16 protein-coding genes and 1 pseudogene are annotated in these 16,424 nt (G+C 51.5%); 14 read left to right on the top strand and 3 right to left on the bottom strand.

All coding sequences use genetic code 11. The features are described from left to right. Window positions 1-93: 93 nt before the first annotated feature. Complete coding sequence (locus tag QW71_RS28940) at window positions 94-630, bottom strand: DoxX family protein (RefSeq protein WP_039307555.1); 537 nt, start codon at window positions 628-630, stop codon at window positions 94-96. Between the two features lie 340 nt (window positions 631-970). On the opposite strand from QW71_RS28940, the gene QW71_RS28945 reads away from it, so the two are divergent. From QW71_RS28945 to QW71_RS28955, 3 genes are all read left to right on the top strand, one after another. Further along, window positions 971-1,387, top strand: coding sequence for a MarR family winged helix-turn-helix transcriptional regulator (locus tag QW71_RS28945; RefSeq protein WP_039307558.1), 417 nt, complete (start codon window positions 971-973; stop codon window positions 1,385-1,387). Window positions 1,388-1,558: 171 nt separating this feature from the next. Beyond that, complete coding sequence (locus tag QW71_RS28950; protein WP_039307560.1) at window positions 1,559-2,464, top strand: DMT family transporter; 906 nt, start codon at window positions 1,559-1,561, stop codon at window positions 2,462-2,464. Between the two features lie 288 nt (window positions 2,465-2,752). Beyond that, window positions 2,753-2,935, top strand: a complete 183-nt coding sequence (locus QW71_RS28955; RefSeq protein ID WP_039307562.1) for an aspartyl-phosphate phosphatase Spo0E family protein — start codon at window positions 2,753-2,755, stop codon at window positions 2,933-2,935. A 7-nt stretch (window positions 2,936-2,942) separates the two neighbouring features. Here QW71_RS28955 and QW71_RS28960 read toward each other — a convergent pair whose 3' ends face one another. Continuing rightward, on the bottom strand, window positions 2,943-3,518 hold the full coding sequence (locus QW71_RS28960) for a TetR/AcrR family transcriptional regulator (protein ID WP_039307563.1): 576 nt from the start codon (window positions 3,516-3,518) through the stop codon (window positions 2,943-2,945). Window positions 3,519-3,701: 183 nt separating this feature from the next. On the opposite strand from QW71_RS28960, the gene QW71_RS28965 reads away from it, so the two are divergent. From QW71_RS28965 to QW71_RS41600, 10 genes are all read left to right on the top strand, one after another. Beyond that, complete coding sequence (locus QW71_RS28965) at window positions 3,702-4,904, top strand: MFS transporter (protein WP_039307564.1); 1,203 nt, start codon at window positions 3,702-3,704, stop codon at window positions 4,902-4,904. A 193-nt stretch (window positions 4,905-5,097) separates the two neighbouring features. Next, on the top strand, window positions 5,098-5,661 hold the full coding sequence (locus tag QW71_RS28970) for a sigma-70 family RNA polymerase sigma factor (RefSeq protein ID WP_039307565.1): 564 nt from the start codon (window positions 5,098-5,100) through the stop codon (window positions 5,659-5,661). Then, a complete protein-coding gene (locus QW71_RS28975; protein ID WP_039307567.1) occupies window positions 5,658-6,557 on the top strand; it encodes a DUF4367 domain-containing protein in 900 nt (299 codons plus the stop codon). Before QW71_RS28970 ends, QW71_RS28975 begins: the two co-directional genes overlap by 4 nt. 614 nt (window positions 6,558-7,171) lie before the next feature. Then, entirely contained in the window at window positions 7,172-8,254 is a 1,083-nt protein-coding gene (locus QW71_RS28985) for an outer membrane lipoprotein carrier protein LolA (protein WP_039307570.1), read from the top strand. Between the two features lie 182 nt (window positions 8,255-8,436). Then, on the top strand, window positions 8,437-9,618 hold the full coding sequence (alr, locus tag QW71_RS28990; protein ID WP_039307572.1) for an alanine racemase: 1,182 nt from the start codon (window positions 8,437-8,439) through the stop codon (window positions 9,616-9,618). Between the two features lie 211 nt (window positions 9,619-9,829). After that, window positions 9,830-10,111, top strand: a complete 282-nt coding sequence (locus tag QW71_RS28995) for a CopG family ribbon-helix-helix protein (RefSeq protein ID WP_039307597.1) — start codon at window positions 9,830-9,832, stop codon at window positions 10,109-10,111. Between the two features lie 3 nt (window positions 10,112-10,114). Continuing rightward, window positions 10,115-10,465, top strand: coding sequence for a type II toxin-antitoxin system PemK/MazF family toxin (locus tag QW71_RS29000; protein ID WP_019913013.1), 351 nt, complete (start codon window positions 10,115-10,117; stop codon window positions 10,463-10,465). Between the two features lie 279 nt (window positions 10,466-10,744). Next, the gene (locus QW71_RS29005; protein WP_268794639.1) at window positions 10,745-11,308 is read left to right on the top strand and encodes a TetR/AcrR family transcriptional regulator; all 564 of its coding nucleotides are present in this window, start codon (window positions 10,745-10,747) and stop codon (window positions 11,306-11,308) included. Between the two features lie 302 nt (window positions 11,309-11,610). After that, window positions 11,611-12,822: a tetracycline resistance MFS efflux pump gene (locus QW71_RS29010; RefSeq protein ID WP_039307580.1), complete on the top strand. Its 1,212-nt coding sequence runs from the start codon at window positions 11,611-11,613 to the stop codon at window positions 12,820-12,822. A 273-nt stretch (window positions 12,823-13,095) separates the two neighbouring features. Beyond that, on the top strand, window positions 13,096-13,911 hold the full coding sequence (locus QW71_RS41600; RefSeq protein ID WP_052770401.1) for an IS110 family transposase: 816 nt from the start codon (window positions 13,096-13,098) through the stop codon (window positions 13,909-13,911). Here QW71_RS41600 and QW71_RS39375 read toward each other — a convergent pair. Continuing rightward, window positions 13,819-14,076, bottom strand: a pseudogene (locus tag QW71_RS39375) (MFS transporter); the annotation flags it as partial. The gene QW71_RS41600 and the pseudogene QW71_RS39375 sit on opposite strands and share 93 nt — an antisense overlap. A gap of 400 nt (window positions 14,077-14,476) precedes the next feature. On the opposite strand from QW71_RS39375, the gene QW71_RS40660 reads away from it, so the two are divergent. Beyond that, window positions 14,477-16,424 (top strand): IS110 family transposase (locus tag QW71_RS40660; RefSeq protein WP_063776478.1); only part of this gene is annotated, 1,948 nt, incomplete at its 3' end.

Here is a 16,424-nt window from a genome sequence, read left to right on the forward strand (position 1 = left end):
TGCGCGCTAAGCGTATGACAAAGACCCGCAGGAGAAGGAAGCGGATGCTGTCCTTTTCTTGCGGGTCCTTTAAGATATAGTCTATTAATTTAGTTATACGGAACGTTTCATAGCCTGAACGGGAGCCAGAGGCCGGGCTGCGGGAGTATGATCCTTCTTGTGGAACAAGCTGCGCAGGTAAGGGAGGACCCAATAATCAAGACCGATTCTGCCGGCATTGGCCGCCGAGACCACAATGATCACTCCCATAAGCAGCAGCTGGACGTTGGTGCTGACCGTGCCTGAGAGCAGGTAGGCAGAGTTCATAACGATTCCCATCAGAGCGGCGAAGGTAGTGAAGGTGCCCAGAATCAGACCAAGTCCGACCAGAAATTCACCTGCAGGAACCAGCAGATTGAAGAAATTGACACCGGGAAGCGCCGCATGCTGCAGGAAGCTGCCCCACCAGGCTTGTACAGTGGCATCTTCACCGACACTTTTGGCAATGGCCCCTTTCAGGAAGCCAGAAGCATCGAAACCGCCGGTAAGTTTGTGCCAGCCTGCTTCAATCCATTGATAACCTACATATAGACGTACTATTGTGAGCAGCACCATTGCTGCTTTGTTTGTGCGAAACCAGTTGTTGAACATACTCTCCACTCCTAAAGTTTAGTTAGCATACCTTCTGCAAGTCACGTCGTTCATAACTCACTTCGGAAGCATCGGCTTAAGTTTTATTGGCTAACTGTCTGTGAGCTACCTATCCTGAAAATCTTTATCTGTTATCGGATGATCATCTTCGATGCCTTAATTTTAAGTGATTTTTTTCACAAATAGTGTGATATAAATCACAAAATCCGAATAAAATTTTATATCAAACTAAAATTTGATTAATATTTCATGAAATTTTCAATACCCGGATTATATATACTTTTAGATGGCTGGACGAAGCCGCTTGACACCTAATTTATATAAATCTACCATATAAGATATGAATGAAAAAAATGTATTGGCGGTCATTGGCCGTATCCACCGACGCGGAAATAAGTTCATTGAACAGGAATTGAAAAAGCATGATATCCACGGCATCGCTCCATCGCACGGAGATATTCTGTATCAGCTGTTTGCCCGGGAAGCTCTTACAATGAACGAGTTGTCCCGTGGGATTGATAAGGATAAGTCTACGATTACGGCATTAGTGGACAAATTGCTGCGGCTGGATTACGTGAGGCGGGAGCAGGACCAGCAGGACGGACGGATATTCAGGTTATCTCTTACTCCAAAAGGACGGGAGCTGCAGCCGGTGTTCGAGGCGGTATCCGAATCGCTGCTGGAAGCAGTCTATGAGGAGTTCGCTCCTGAAGAGAAGCAGCAGCTGATGAGCCTGCTTGCCAAGATTAAGCTGTAATACAAGTGCATGCCGGAGAAGCAGGGTCTTTCGAGAACGAAAGGCTCTGTTTGCTGTGAAGAATAAGGAGTATATGCTCCGCCAGATATGATTTATCTACCAGAAGAAACAGCTGGTGATCCGTATAATTAACCCTTAATATCTATACATATACGCAGGAGGGTGGAGTCAATGTTGCGGACCCAAGGAATTATTATGGCCTCCGGCGGAGCGCTATTATGGGGAGTATCGGGGACGGCCGCCCAGCATTTGTTCCAGCAGGCCATGCTGCCTGCGGCCTGGCTGGTGACCCTGAGACTGCTGGTATCGGGAGCCCTGTTCCTGATGTTTACACTCCGCAAGGAGGGCTCGCAGGTATGGAAGCCGTGGCTGGACCGGAGATTCGTTCTTCAAATGCTGCTGTTCGGGCTGCTGGGCATGCTTGGGGTACAGTACACGTACTTTGCTTCCATTGAGTCAGGCAATGCTGCAATCGCCACACTGCTGCAGTATTTAGCCCCGTTGTTTATCCTCCTGTACACTGTTATCTGGAGAAAAACCAAGCTGGCTCCGCTGGATATCATCGGTGCGCTGCTCGCGCTGGGAGGAACGTATTTACTGCTGACCGGCGGCGATTCCTCGGAGCTGACCGTTCCCCTGAGAGGCTTGATCTGGGGGATTCTATCCGCAGTGTCCTTGACGTTCTATACACTCTATTCCGGTCCGCTGCTTAAGCTGTACAGCACTTCACTGCTGATGGGCTGGGGGATGATTGTGGGAGGAGCAGGGATGAGTCTGATTCACCCGGTCTGGTCCGTACCGTCTGCTGATTGGTCGCTGTCTATCATTCTGGCTATACTATTCGTTATTCTGCTAGGAACATTAGCCGCCTTCTATCTATACATCGGCAGTCTCCGCCACATTGCTCCGCATGAAGCCAGCCTGCTGTCCTGTACGGAACCGATCTCAGCAATTGTCTCCTCCGTAATCTGGCTGTCCGTCCCCTTCAATCTGTACCAGGCACTGGGAGCGGGAATGGTTGTACTTATGACTGTAATGGTTTCTTTGAAATCACGGACTAAAGAGACCGCGAAATAAATCGAACGAAATCCCTGAATCCTTCCAAGTAGATAGTGTAAGCCTGAAGGGGGAGATGTTGAGTTAGCCGAGCAGGCCGCTCTGCTGGAGAAGCTTAATCCATATCTGGAAAAGATGGGGTATAGGATGAAGCCTTCTAACCGTTAAAATTGCCGCCATGCACAAAATCAAAAACCACCGGATGGGGAAAATTCCCGTATATCCGGTGGTTTTTTATCCATACTGCATTGTACGGAGTACCCTGCAATTCGCCATATCCTTATAAAATATTTTGCAGGAGGGAAGATAATGGATCATTTGGAGGCTATACAAAAGCATATCGAAGCAGAACGGACCCGGCTGAATCAGATGGAAGAGCAGCACGGCCGCCTGCATCCCAGTGTAATCAGACAGTCCAAAAAATTGGACGACCTTATTAATGAATATCATAAAGCGGATGCCATCGATAAAAACCGCGATCCTAAGCGTTAAACAGCAGTCAGGCCTGAATCCCCTCAAGCGCCAGCAAGACTAAGTTCCGGACAGATTCCTCGTTCAGTGCATCCCCCGTCAGCAATAACCGGTAAAAAATAGGCCCGTAAATCAAGTCGATACTGCTCCAGATGTCGAGCTCTTGCTTCAATTCTCCTCTGGCCACTCCCCGTTCGAGCAACTGCCAGGCCTCCTGGCGGCGCGGACCGAAAAATCTGCTGCGGTAAGCCTCAGCCAGTCCTGGGTCAAATTGCCCTTGACCGATCAGTTCAGTAATGACTTTGCCTTCCCGGCTGGACAGGAACATGGCCAGATTTCCCGCGTGAATCACCAAATCCTCCTTCACAGAGCCGCTGTCTGGTATAGGCAGCCTGGCGGTAGCGGCAAAAAGATATCCGTCCATCACTACCGCAGCTTTATTCGGCCACCATTTATAGATGGTCGCTTTGCTGACCTGAGCCTGTTCCGCGATTTTCTCCACCGTAACTGCACCGAATCCCATCTCCAGCAATAAATCATATGAAGCGTTCAGAATGGCATTCTTCGCCTCTGTATTGCGCGGCCGGCCTCTCTTCTTATCCATGGCGCTTTCCTCCTAATAGATTACTACATAGATAACCTGCGACATCCAAACTCAAGATCGATCTGTAACTGGAGTATAACATAAAAATGCCTATTTACAATACTGGACGTTTAGTATATTATTTGGTCATAGGAATTACTAAACTGTACGTTCAGTATTACAAATTGAAAGGTGGAGTTACTAATGAAACAACAAGAAGTATCCGCTAAGAATCACAAAGCCGTTCCCGGTTGGATCACATTTCTGCTCGCCGTATCCTGCGGACTGATTGTGGCGAATCTCTATTATGCACAGACGCTGGTCGGACCGATCGGGCAGGCCATTCATCTGTCTCCCGGAGCCACGGGGCTGATTGTGACGCTGACACAAATCGGTTATGTTGTCGGGCTGCTGTTCATTGTACCGCTCAGTGATATTATCGAGAACCGGCGGCTCGCTGTAACATCACTAATTCTGGTCGTAGCTGCACTGGCAGCTGCGGCACTTGCACCGAATGCTCCGCTGTTTCTTGCAGCCTCCATGTTCATCGGGCTGGGCTCGGTAGCTGCGCAGATATTGGTGCCGTATGCTTCCTATCTGGCAGCAGAGGAAGAACGCGGCCGTGTGGTAGGCAATGTGATGAGCGGACTGCTGCTGGGCATTATGTTTGCCCGGCCGGTAGCAAGCTTCATGGCCGGACTATGGGGCTGGAAGTCAATATTTGTTGTCTCAGCAGTTGTGATTGCGCTCTTGACCCTGCTACTGTCCCGCATACTTCCCGCACGCAAGCCAGAACCTACGTTGAATTACGGCCAATTAATCCGCTCTCTGGGTACACTGTGGATGCAAACGCCGGTTCTGCGGCGCCGGGCGATTTATCAGGCCAGCTTATTCGGTGCCTTCAGTCTGTTCTGGACGACGGTTCCTATGTACTTGTCCAGCTACTATCACCTGTCCCAGCAGGGAATTGCCCTGTTTGCACTGGCCGGTGTGGGAGGAGCAGTGGCAGCCCCTATTGCGGGCAGACTGGCAGACCGGGGCTGGACCAGACTGCTTACAGGTCTTGCCATCTCACTTGCCGCCGTATCCTTTATCTTGGCTTATCTGCTCCGGGATAATTCGAATCTTACACTCGGCCTGCTGGTTCTTACGGCCATTCTGCTGGACATGAGTGTATCCGGCAACCTGGTGCTGGGGCAGCGGGCGATTTATTCGCTCGGCAATGAAACAAGAGGACGGCTGAACGGATTGTTCATGGCGATATTCTTTGTAGGCGGAGCAGTAGGCTCCTCGCTGGGCGGCTGGGCTTATGCTTACGGCGGCTGGAGTCTGGCTACACTGATCGGGCTGGCCCTGCCGGTGCTGGCTCTGGTGTACTTTTTGACCGAGAAGAAGAATCTGGTTTAAGATCGGGAGCATGGTGTTCAGCAATAATCCGCATAGCCGGATATTTCGAATATAACTAAAGTAGGCAGGGGAGCTTCGATCCTCTGTCTTTTTATTTTGCCGCGTAATGTAATGGAATAGACATAGAGAGCGTACTAGCTCATGTAAATTACTTGGCCAAGTAAATTCAGCCTGGAAGGGAGGGTCTCTAAGGATGCAAGAGCGCGCATTGCTGCCTTTGATTCACGAAAGAGTTCAAGAAAAGACGGAAACCGAGCTGGAGTTCACAGCGGTTTTTGAAACCTACTATAAACGGATATTCAATTATATTGCCTACCGGGTGAATTGCCGTTATACCGCCGAAGACCTGGCCAGCCAGGTGTTCGAGAAGACATTGTCCAAGCTGCCAGGCTACTCTCCGGAGAAAGCTCCGCTGGAGGTATGGCTGTTCGCCATTGCCAGAAATGTTGTGAATGATTATTACAGAAGCCGCGCCAGGCACCGGTTCTTCTCATTGGATGCAATCCGGGAGCTGGTATCCGGCAAAAAAGAGCCTGAAGACCTGATTCTCGAAGGCGAGCGCAGTGACAGGCTCAAGCTGGCGCTGGATACGCTCAGTGTGAAGGAGCGGAATATCATCGCGCTGAAATTCGGGGCAGATCTGAAGAATACAGAAATTGCGCTGGTTACAGGAATAACGGAGAGCAATGTCGGTGTCATTCTCTATCGTAGCATGCGGAAACTGAAATCTGAAATAGGGAGTGTGGAAGGGCTATGAAGAACAAGCAGGAGACAGCGGATTCGCTTGAGCTGCTGGAGCTGGAACAATTTCTGGCCCGGCAGGACTTCTCCCGGGACTCGGACAAGGCGGCCATTCTCCGCCAAGTGAGAAGCCGCTCATTACAGGAACAGGAGGAATTAAAAATGAATATTAAACAACGGTTTAGACGTCCTGCCATGATCATAGCTTCCCTGCTGGTGGCAGGCATAGTAAGTGTTTCCTTCGTCCGGCCTTCTTTTGCCCAGGAGATGCTGGAGCGGGTGCTGATGTCGGTAAATCTGGGACACATTGAGGTAAGTCAGATGGATGCGAGCGTTCCGCCGGTGTTCCCGGATGCCTGGAAGGGCAAGATATTTGATCAGGACGGCAATCCGGTCAATTCCTTCGACCCCATGCCAGAAGCCATCTTCAATGCAGCCGGTGAGGCCATAGTGGACTTTGACGGGGATAAACTGATTACCCTGAGCGAGCAGGAGCAGCGGGATAAGGAGGAGGCAGCGCATAAATTTGCTGTCAAGGAGCCTGCGGAGCTGGACAAATACGCACTCTTCAAAGTAAAGCTGCCGGAATATTTGCCTGAGGGCTTCACCTTTGACCATGGAGAATTCTTCAAGGGCGAGGAAGGCGTGAACGGACAGGTTGTTGAATTATTCTTCTCCAGCAAGGAGAAGGGGAAGCGGATCTGGATGCAGCTGCGCTTGGCCAATGAGGACAATGCCTTTGCAATGTCGACAGATGGTACGGTAGAGCAGGTGAAGGTCAAGGGAACCGATGCGGTTCTAGTCAGTGGCAGAGGTCTGGACTGGGAAGCAAACGGAGTACTGTACGGCCTCAGCACCCGTGGACTTGAACGGGCCGAGGTAATGAAGATCGCCGAATCGATCCGCTGGTAAGCGTAACGGTAAATAGGATAAATAGGATAGGATAGGATAGGATAGGATAGGATAGTAAGGGTACAACCCGCAAGCTGAATTAGATGCACCAGGCCGTGATCCCTGATTAGAGGGGGAACAGTCTGGTGTTTTTTTGAAATATAGAATTTATCCTGCGCAGGATCACTTGGTGGATACCTATGACTTGTTTCTATTAGATTATAAGGCTCTGAATGGAGAGTTCATGCGGATTCTCTGTAACGGACTGAGGAGCCCTTATTTCTGCCAAAAGCCCGTTTTCCGCAGGCTAGCGGACATCAGCGACCTTATATTCGGCTTTCCACCCCAAATATACCTGTCAAAGCGGCAATAAGTGCTGTACGGTCCGTTAGGCCGTCTAAATTATTCTTTTCGAACAAATAAAGGCTCTACAGTCCGCAAGGATCCGGAGGAAGGCAGGAGAAGAGGCCGGGGGAAGGCCTTAACGAACCTGAATCCAAGCATCAAAGACAATGGAGGGAGGGCCGTGCGCAACCTTCTTCTCCAGCTTGTCATGCCCGTCTGCATATTGAGGCCAAGTCCTTCATAGACATGTACTAATCAATGCATTCAAAACAGGTTAAGGGGATGATGTCATGCGCCGGATAACATGGGTACTCGCGATCATTATGAGCGTGGCCTTAGTATTGACGGGGTGCGGGAAGAAGGATGCCGCCTCTGTGGTCAAGGATTTGAATAGTGTGTCTGACAAGCTGGAGAGCAAGCAGGGAGCTTATCAAGGCTCAGGCACGATGACCTTGTACACCGGGGAGCAGCCGCAGGAATACAAAGTGGAAGTGTGGTACAAGAATCCGTCCTACTACCGGATCAGCCTGTCTAATGTCCAGAAGGATGTGAAGCAGATTGTGCTGCGCAATGATGAGGGCGTATTCGTTCTGACACCAAGCCTCGGCAAAAGCTTCCGGTTCCAGAGCGACTGGCCGGACAGCCAGGGACAGGTATATCTGTACCAGACGCTGCTCAAGGGAATTGTCTCTGACAACAACCGCCAGTTCGTAGAGGACGGGGACAATTATGTGTTTGAGGTAGCCGCGAATTATCAGAGCAGCGCGCTGGTCCGCCAGAAGATCTGGCTGGCCAAAAAAACCTATGAACCAAAGCAGGTTCAGGTATCGGATTCCGAAGCCAAGGTTGTGGTTAACGTGACCTTCGACAGCTTCAAGTTTGATCCGGAATTCGCCGCAGATTCTTTTGATATGCAAAAGAATATGGCCACGGGCTCACCTTCGGAGAGCACTGTAGCTGAAGTGGATGAGAACGGTAATCCGGTAGTGGCAGAAGACGGGGAACAGGCCGGCCAGCCGGTTACGGCAGAACTGGGTGACTTCGGAATCATTGAGCCGGATTATGTTCCGGCTGGCGTGAAGCTGAAGGATACGAACAAAATTGAAGGCAGCAAGGATCATGCGGTGCTTATCCGCTATGACGGTATTTACCAGTACACCATTATGGAGGCCCGTCCGCTGGACCGGGCGGTATCGCTGGCTCCAGGCAGTGTGATCGATCTCGGGTTCACTTGGGCACTTCTCAGCGGAGACGAGCAGCAGACATTGACCTGGATGAATGAGGGTGTAGAATACCGGATCACGAGCGATAATCTGCCAGTTACGGAAATGATGCAAATTGCCGCTTCTATGGAGGAACAATCGGGTAAATAAATATCAGTAGGCGGATACTGCGCAACGTGGGAAATATTCCTCTACACGCAGTATCCGTTTTTTTGCTGGTTCTGCTCACATTGACAGGGGCCTTCTCTAAGCATTACCATTGCAGTAAGACCCCAAGTTCTATGCGATTTCAGCGTAGATGTTTTACTACAATGTAAGAAGGTGAACCTGAAGTGCAAGCAAGCTATCGACCGACAGTAGCCGAGATCAATCTGGATGATTTGCGTGCCAATTATGAGGCTTTCCGGGCGGCACTGCTGCCGGAGACCAAATTCATGGGATGCGTCAAAGGAAATGCGTACGGACACGGTGCCGTGGAAGTGACCCGGGAGCTGGAACGACTTGGAGCGGATTATGTTAGTGTCGCCTTTTTGGATGAGGCATTGGAGCTGCGTCAGGCGGGAATACTAATTCCTATTCTGGTGCTGGGCTACACCTCCCCTGAAGGAATAGCCGTTGCCTGGAAGAATAACGTTACCGTAACACTGTTCACACCGGAAGTACTGGAAGCTGTTAGAGCGCTTCCTGTAGAGAAGGAGCACCGGCTGAAGGTGCACATCAAGATTGACAGCGGGATGGGCAGGCTGGGATTATTGCCGGCCGATGCACCTGCTTTCATTGCTGAAGTGCATTCAGTAGCGCAGGCGGAGCTGGAGGGCATGTTTACTCATTTTGCTAAGGCAGACGAACAGAACAAAAGCTATACACTGATGCAGCACCGACGTTTCATGAGCGTGGCGGAAACGCTTCGGGACATGGATATTAAGATCCCGATCATACATACGGGCAATAGCGCTACGGCCATTGATACACCTCTCTTATCCAGCAACATGGTGCGTGTAGGCATAAGCTTGTACGGATTCTATCCTTCAAGTGAGGTGAATCGCGAGCTGGTGGCTTTACGCCCGGTAATGACGCTGAAGACGCAGGCTGTCTATATCAAGACCCTGCCGCCTGACTCAGGCATCAGCTACGGCACCCGGTATTTCACGGACAGCGATGAGGTTATCGCTACGCTTCCCGTGGGATACGCTGACGGATATTCCCGCATGCTAACGGGCAAAGCAGAGGTGCTAATACGCGGACGCCGCGTTCCTGTCGTCGGAACAATCTGCATGGACCAGTGTATGGTATCACTCAAATCTTTCGCTGAAGAAGCGGAACAAATCAAAGCTGGCGAAGAGGTTGTACTCATCGGCCGCCAGGGAGCCGTGTCGATCACGGCAGACGAACTGGCGCTCCATCTTGGGACGATTCACTACGAAGTCATCTGTATGCTGGCTCACCGGGTGCCCCGCGTATATGTACGCGAAGGCATGTTACCCAACCTCGTGAATCCCCTGCTGCAGACTTGAAGCCGTGACCAGAGACCTTGTGCAGGAATTGAAAATAAGGACTAACCCGTATAGAGCGTGTGACTTATAGTCTATACGAACCGCCATTTCTAGTTTATAATGGGATGCAGCATACTTGATATACTGGCGGCATATATTCCTTGTATAAAATTCCTTGTATATTGTAACACTGGAACACAAGGGCAGAAGGTTTGTGGGGGTGGAAGAGAAGGTGGCCAATTTGCAGAACACCAAAAGAATCATGATCAGCTTGCCCGATCATCTCTTGCAGGAAGTGGATGGGATCGTTCAATTGGAGAACTCTAACCGTAGTGAATTGATCAGGCAGGCCATGAAGCTGTACTTGACTGAACGGAGGAAACGTACCATCCGGGAGTCGATGCAGCGGGGATACATGGAAATGGCTAAGATTAATTTGACCATGGCAAGCGAGGCCTTTCTCGCAGAGGAAGATGCAGACAGTACTCTTGGCCGCTTAGTAAGCGGGGTGTAAATATTGATTGTTAAACGCGGCGACGTTTTTTTTGCCGACCTTTCACCGGTCGTGGGTTCAGAGCAAGGCGGAGTTAGGCCGGTACTGGTCATTCAGAACGACATTGGCAATCGCTTCAGCCCGACTGTAATTGTGGCAGCTATCACTGCCCAGATCCAGAAGGCCAAACTGCCGACGCATGTGGAGATTGATGCGGCTGCCCACGGCTTTGACCGGGATTCCGTTATATTGCTGGAGCAGGTTCGGACCATTGACAAACAACGCTTAACCGATAAGATCACCCACCTGGACGATGAGACCATGAAGCTGGTGGATGATTCGCTGCAAATCAGCCTGGGTCTGATTGACTTCTGAACCTTATAGGGCTATGACATCAATAATTGTACTAAAAGGCATGCCGGAGATGTATCCGGTATGCCTTTTTTACAAGGATAAGAATGAATACGTTCGGGGTCGACGGAAAGTAGCTGAGTAATCATTGAAGATAATGCCCCGTTGTGTGGGTTATTTGGCAGTTCCGCCGGGTGTTGTGCAAGGGCTTGACCGTATGTTACAATTAGACCGGTCAGTCGGTCTATAGGGGGGATACATATCAAAGGACGCTCGGATGGAGAAGAAACCAAGAACCGTATTCTGCAGAATGCTTCTCATTTGTTCGCACACAAGGGTTATGGTGCGGTAAGTATGAATGAAGTCTGCTTAGCTGCCAAGGTCAGCAAGGGCAGCCTGTATCACCATTTCCCCAGCAAGGATGAACTGTTCCTGTATGTGGTGGAGGATGATACTCAGAAGTGGCTCTGTGAGTGGGAGGAGCTGCGGAACAAGATCAGCGGGACGGAAGCCAGGCTGTTCGCGCTGGGAGATCATTACGCGAATGACTTCCAGAATCCGCTGATTCATGCGCTGGAGGAATACGCCAGATCCCGTACGCTTACCGATGATATGCGCCAGCGGCTCTCGCAGATCTACGAATCTGCTTCACAGGCCTGCCGTGACCTGCTTCAGGAGGGTATGGATTCCGGATATCTGATTCCAGGCAATCTGGACAACTATGTGACCATCGTCAGCGGCATGCTGGAAGGGATCGGCAGGGTCAGCGAGATTACAGCACTCGCCAAGGGGCCTGAGGATATCAGGGAATATTACCGCGGGGCCATTCAGCTGCTGCTTCAAGGACTGCGTACCCGGGAGAGCTGAACGGTTCTACCCACTGCGGCTACGCGTCTTTCAAAGGAACTTACGCTTCGGAAGCAGTAAGACTATGTATCGCTTTCAGGGTTCTGTTTCAGTGAGGAAGAGAAGGATAATTCCAGGCGCGAGGCATTACGTTTTTTTCTTTTTAAATAGACCGGATGGTCGGTCTTGTCCACGGCGTTATGCAAGCAGCTGTACCCGTGCCGTTATGAGTTCTTCGCCGTTAATGGGAGAGACTGTTATTACATGAAATGAAGTACACCTGGAGCCTGAAGATTTGCCCGGGAAATACGGAGGGATTTACAATGTCATTATTACTAAGAAACCGGGGCGCGATGCTGCTCCTGATGTTGAATATATTTTTGGCGTTCACGGGGATTGGTCTAGTTGTCCCTATTATGCCGACCTACATGAATGAGCTGGGCATTGGCGGGAGTGTTGTCGGACTGCTTGTGGCCGCTTTTGCCCTGACGCAGCTGCTGGTATCACCGTTTGCCGGGAACTGGTCGGACCGGATGGGCCGCAAAAAAATCATTATCGCCGGACTGATTGTTTTTGCCTTTTCGGAGCTGCTCTTTGGTCTGGCTAATGTGCCTTGGCTGCTCTTCGTATCCAGAATGCTCGGCGGTGCGGGTGCGGCGATGATTATGCCGGCGGTTATGGCTTATGTTGCTGATACGACCTCTTCTGAAGAACGCGCCAAAGGTATGGGCTTGATCAATGCGGCTATTACTACGGGATTCATCATCGGGCCGGGAATTGGCGGATATTTGGCTGAGCTCGGCATCCGGGTCCCTTTTTTCGTCGCTGCCGGAGCGGCTGCCGTTGTCGCACTCATTACGTTTGCCGTTCTGCCGGAATCACTGTCTGCGGAGAAGCGCAATGTAGCGAAGTCTGATGAGGGTAACAAGGAGAATCTGGGAATGCAGATGCTGCGCTCTTACCGCGAGCCTTATTTCTTCGGTCTGGTGATCATATTCGTGCTCTCCTTCGGGCTGGCTAATTATGATACAGTGTTCGGGCTGTTTGTGGATCATAAGTTCGGGTTCACCCCCAAGGATATTGCGTTTGTCCTGACGTTCGGTTCCATCGCGGGTGCGGTGGTTCAGGTTACGGTGTTTAGCTGGATTTTGAACCGTTTCGGCGAAAATAGAGTGATCTCCATCTGTCTGCTCATTGCCGGACTGTCTATCTTCCTCACGCTGTTCGTTCACGGGTTCGCAGCTATTGTTGCAGTGACCTTCATCGTATTCTTGGCGATGGATATTCTCCGCCCCGCCGTCGGTACACAGCTCTCCAAGATGGCGGATGAATCGCAGCAGGGGTTTGTCATGGGGATGAACTCTGCCTACACCAGTCTTGGCAATATTGCCGGCCCGATTGTTGCCGGAATCCTGTTCGATATGGATGTGAATTTCCCTTATGCGGCGGCTGCGCTCGTCATGGTACTCTGCTTCCTAATGTCGCTGAGTTACGGGCGGCGGAAACGGAGCCGGCGGAGTGCGGTGATGCGGTAACGGGAGGGGAAGGTTGGATACTTATACAACCATGTCCAAGTGTTATAGGTTTATGAAACGGCTATACTGTCCCGCGAGGGACGGTGTAGCCGTTTTTGTATAACTCCGCTGGGGTGGGTAAAGACACCGGAAACCTCCTTATTAGCCAGGGGGGCTGCAGCGGGCCAGGGGAATAGTTATGATGAACGAAAGGCAGCCCCTGTTCGCACACCTTAGGTTAAAATGGGAGTAAGGACAACCATTTCAGAGCTAAATGCGAAAGGAGCTGTTACTATGAAGAATACCATAAAATACGTAGGTTTGGACGTGTCTAAAGAAAAAATTGCAGTGGCGATTGCAGACGAGGGACGGGACCCCGCACGGTATCACGGAGCGATTGCCCATACGCCAGATGCTGTAGGACGACTCATTCGGAAACTGAAAAGCCCGGAGGTTACTCTTGAAGTCTGCTATGAGGCGGGACCCACCGGGTATGATTTGTATCGCTGGCTGACCAAGATGGGAATTTCCTGCACGGTCATCGCCCCCTCACGTATTCCTCAGCGTTCAGGCGATGCCATTAAAACCGACCGGCGGGATGCAGAGCGGCTCGCTCAGCTCCACCGTGCGGGAGAATTGACGGCCATTCATGTACCCACTCCGGAACTCGAGGCTCTTCGGGATCTCATCCGAGCCCGGGAGAATGCTCGGGAAGAACTGCACCGGGCCCGGCAGCACCTCGTTCATTTTCTGTTACGGCACCAGATCCACACCCCGGAAGGGATGAAAAAACGCTGGACGAAACGATACCGGCTGTGGCTCTCTACCTTGACGTTTGAGCATACCGCGCAAGAACGGGTATTCACCGAGATGCAACAACAGTTGCGGGAGGTGGAGGAGCGCATTAAACGGCTAGAGGAGGCCATGCGGAAAGAAGCCGAAATCTGCCCGTACGCCTCTGTGATTCAAGCGCTCCAGGGTCTTCGGGGGATTGCCCTGCTCACGGCCATGACGCTCGAAGTAGACCGGAAACAACAGCAGGATAAAGCTGGACATAAAAATAATGCGTGCTCCCAGAATGTTCGCATAATAGCCCAAAGGAATTCTTAGAATCGAGCCAAGCACCACCGGAATCGCTGTGACCATCGCAAGTCTTCCCGGAGGGATGCTGATGTCCTCGGAAATAAAGGGCATCAGGGAAGAGATGATCACCCACACCATGAATCCGGTAATCAAGTTTAAGGTTTGTAGCGGCAATTGCACTTTTTTAATCATTCGACTCACCTTTTCGCCGTTTATTCTCTTGATTATTCGTATGAATACTTCCTGTACTCATTGTATCCGCCGGTCCCCCGGCTCAGATATAGGGGAGTCCCCTTTCCCTGACAGGGGAAACCCTAAAAAAAATAGCCCCGCACAGCGGGGCATTGCTCCAGACCTTATTCACTCCTGCAACTCCTGCCACAAACGAAACATTTCACAATTTCTCTTATCCCTTACTTCGGGCTTCGGCCTCTGTTACATTAGTTGGAAAAACGCATCTTAATTTTATTATTCCGGATCATGTAAAGGAATTAGTTATGATGAACGAAAGGCAGCCCCTGTTCGCACACCTTAGGTTAAAATGGGAGTAAGGACAACCATTTCAGAGCTAAATGCGAAAGGAGCTGTTACTATGAAGAATACCATAAAATACGTAGGTTTGGACGTGTCTAAAGAAAAAATTGCAGTGGCGATTGCAGACGATGGGCGGGAACCCGCACGGTATCACGGGGCAATTTCCCATACTCCCGATGCCGTAGGACGACTTATTCGGAAACTTCAAGGCTCGGATGTGACTCTCGAAGTGTGCTATGAGGCGGGACCCACCGGGTATGATTTATATCGCTGGCTGACAAAGATGGGAATTTCCTGCACTGTCATCGCCCCCTCACGCATTCCTCTGCGTCCTGGCGATGCCATCAAAACAGACCGGCGGGATGCGGAACGGTTGGCCCAGCTCCACCGCGCGGGAGAATTGACAGCCATCCATGTGCCGACTCTGGAACTCGAGGCTCTTCGGGATCTTATACGGGCACGGGAGGATGCCCGGGAAGAGTTGCACCGAGCCCGGCAACGACTGATTCATTTTCTGTTACGGCACCAGATCCACACCCCGGAAGGGATGAAAAAACGCTGGACGAAAAGATATCGGCTGTGGCTCTCTACCTTGACGTTTGAGCGTACCGCGCAAGGACGGGTATTCACGGAGATGCTACAGCAGTTGCGGGAGGTGGAGGAGCGCATCAAACGGCTCGAGGAGGCCATGCGGGAAGAAGCAGAAATCTGCCCGTATGCCCCTGTGATTCGAGCGCTCCAGGGCCTTCGGGGGATTGCGTTGCTCACAGCCATGACGCTCGTCGTTGAAATCGGGAATTTTGAGCGGTTTCGTTCGCCTGCGCAGCTCATGAGTTATCTGGGGCTGGTTCCGCGCGAATCTTCTTCGGGACCCACGACGAAACGGGGCCGTCTGACCAAAACCGGAAATGCCGCCGTAAGACGTGCCCTAGTGGAATCCGCCTGGAGTTACCGTCACCGTCCGGCGGTCAAAGGCGATTTAGAAAAGCGGTTAGAAGGGCAGAGTACTCAGGTGCAGGAAACGTCATGGAAGGCGCAGGAGAGGCTGCACAAAAAGTATATCCGGATGGTCAAACGGGGAAAACACCGAAACTTGGTGATTGCAGCGGTGGGACGGGAGTTAGTCTATGAGGCGGGACCCACCGGGTATGATTTATATCGCTGGCTGACAAAGATGGGAATTTCCTGCACTGTCATCGCCCCCTCACGCATTCCTCTGCGTCCTGGCGATGCCATCAAAACAGACCGGCGGGATGCGGAACGGTTGGCCCAGCTCCACCGCGCGGGAGAATTGACAGCCATCCATGTGCCGACTCTGGAACTCGAGGCTCTTCGGGATCTTATACGGGCACGGGAGGATGCCCGGGAAGAGTTGCACCGAGCCCGGCAACGACTGATTCATTTTCTGTTACGGCACCAGATCCACACCCCGGAAGGGATGAAAAAACGCTGGACGAAAAGATATCGGCTGTGGCTCTCTACCTTGACGTTTGAGCGTACCGCGCAAGGACGGGTATTCACGGAGATGCTACAGCAGTTGCGGGAGGTGGAGGAGCGCATCAAACGGCTCGAGGAGGCCATGCGGGAAGAAGCAGAAATCTGCCCGTATGCCCCTGTGATTCGAGCGCTCCAGGGCCTTCGGGGGATTGCGTTGCTCACAGCCATGACGCTCGTCGTTGAAATCGGGAATTTTGAGCGGTTTCGTTCGCCTGCGCAGCTCATGAGTTATCTGGGGCTGGTTCCGCGCGAATCTTCTTCGGGACCCACGACGAAACGGGGCCGTCTGACCAAAACCGGAAATGCCGCCGTAAGACGTGCCCTAGTGGAATCCGCCTGGAGTTACCGTCACCGTCCGGCGGTCAAAGGCGATTTAGAAAAGCGGTTAGAAGGGCAGAGTACTCAGGTGCAGGAAACGTCATGGAAGGCGCAGGAGAGGCTGCACAAAAAGTATATCCGGATGGTCAAACGGGGAAAACACCGAAACTTGGTGATTGCAGCGGTGGGAC

Origin of the sequence: Paenibacillus sp. IHB B 3415 (genome assembly GCF_000802655.2) — a bacterium.
Classification (GTDB): Bacteria; Bacillota; Bacilli; order Paenibacillales; family Paenibacillaceae; genus Paenibacillus_AQ; species Paenibacillus_AQ phytohabitans.

Excerpts from the sequence above, each read along its gene's own strand:
- QW71_RS28985 (WP_039307570.1), top strand. The coding sequence starts at position 7,172 with ATGCGCCGGATAACATGGGTACTCGCGATCATTATGAGCGTGGCCTTA.
- QW71_RS28970 (WP_039307565.1), top strand. The coding sequence starts at position 5,098 with ATGCAAGAGCGCGCATTGCTGCCTTTGATTCACGAAAGAGTTCAAGAA.
- QW71_RS28975 (WP_039307567.1), top strand. The coding sequence starts at position 5,658 with ATGAAGAACAAGCAGGAGACAGCGGATTCGCTTGAGCTGCTGGAGCTG.
- QW71_RS41600 (WP_052770401.1), top strand. The coding sequence starts at position 13,096 with ATGAAGAATACCATAAAATACGTAGGTTTGGACGTGTCTAAAGAAAAA.
- QW71_RS28965 (WP_039307564.1), top strand. The coding sequence starts at position 3,702 with ATGAAACAACAAGAAGTATCCGCTAAGAATCACAAAGCCGTTCCCGGT.
- QW71_RS28960 (WP_039307563.1), bottom strand. The coding sequence starts at position 3,518 with ATGGATAAGAAGAGAGGCCGGCCGCGCAATACAGAGGCGAAGAATGCC.
- QW71_RS28940 (WP_039307555.1), bottom strand. The coding sequence starts at position 630 with ATGTTCAACAACTGGTTTCGCACAAACAAAGCAGCAATGGTGCTGCTC.
- QW71_RS28955 (WP_039307562.1), top strand. The coding sequence starts at position 2,753 with ATGGATCATTTGGAGGCTATACAAAAGCATATCGAAGCAGAACGGACC.
- QW71_RS28950 (WP_039307560.1), top strand. The coding sequence starts at position 1,559 with ATGTTGCGGACCCAAGGAATTATTATGGCCTCCGGCGGAGCGCTATTA.
- QW71_RS29010 (WP_039307580.1), top strand. The coding sequence starts at position 11,611 with ATGTCATTATTACTAAGAAACCGGGGCGCGATGCTGCTCCTGATGTTG.
- QW71_RS28945 (WP_039307558.1), top strand. The coding sequence starts at position 971 with ATGAATGAAAAAAATGTATTGGCGGTCATTGGCCGTATCCACCGACGC.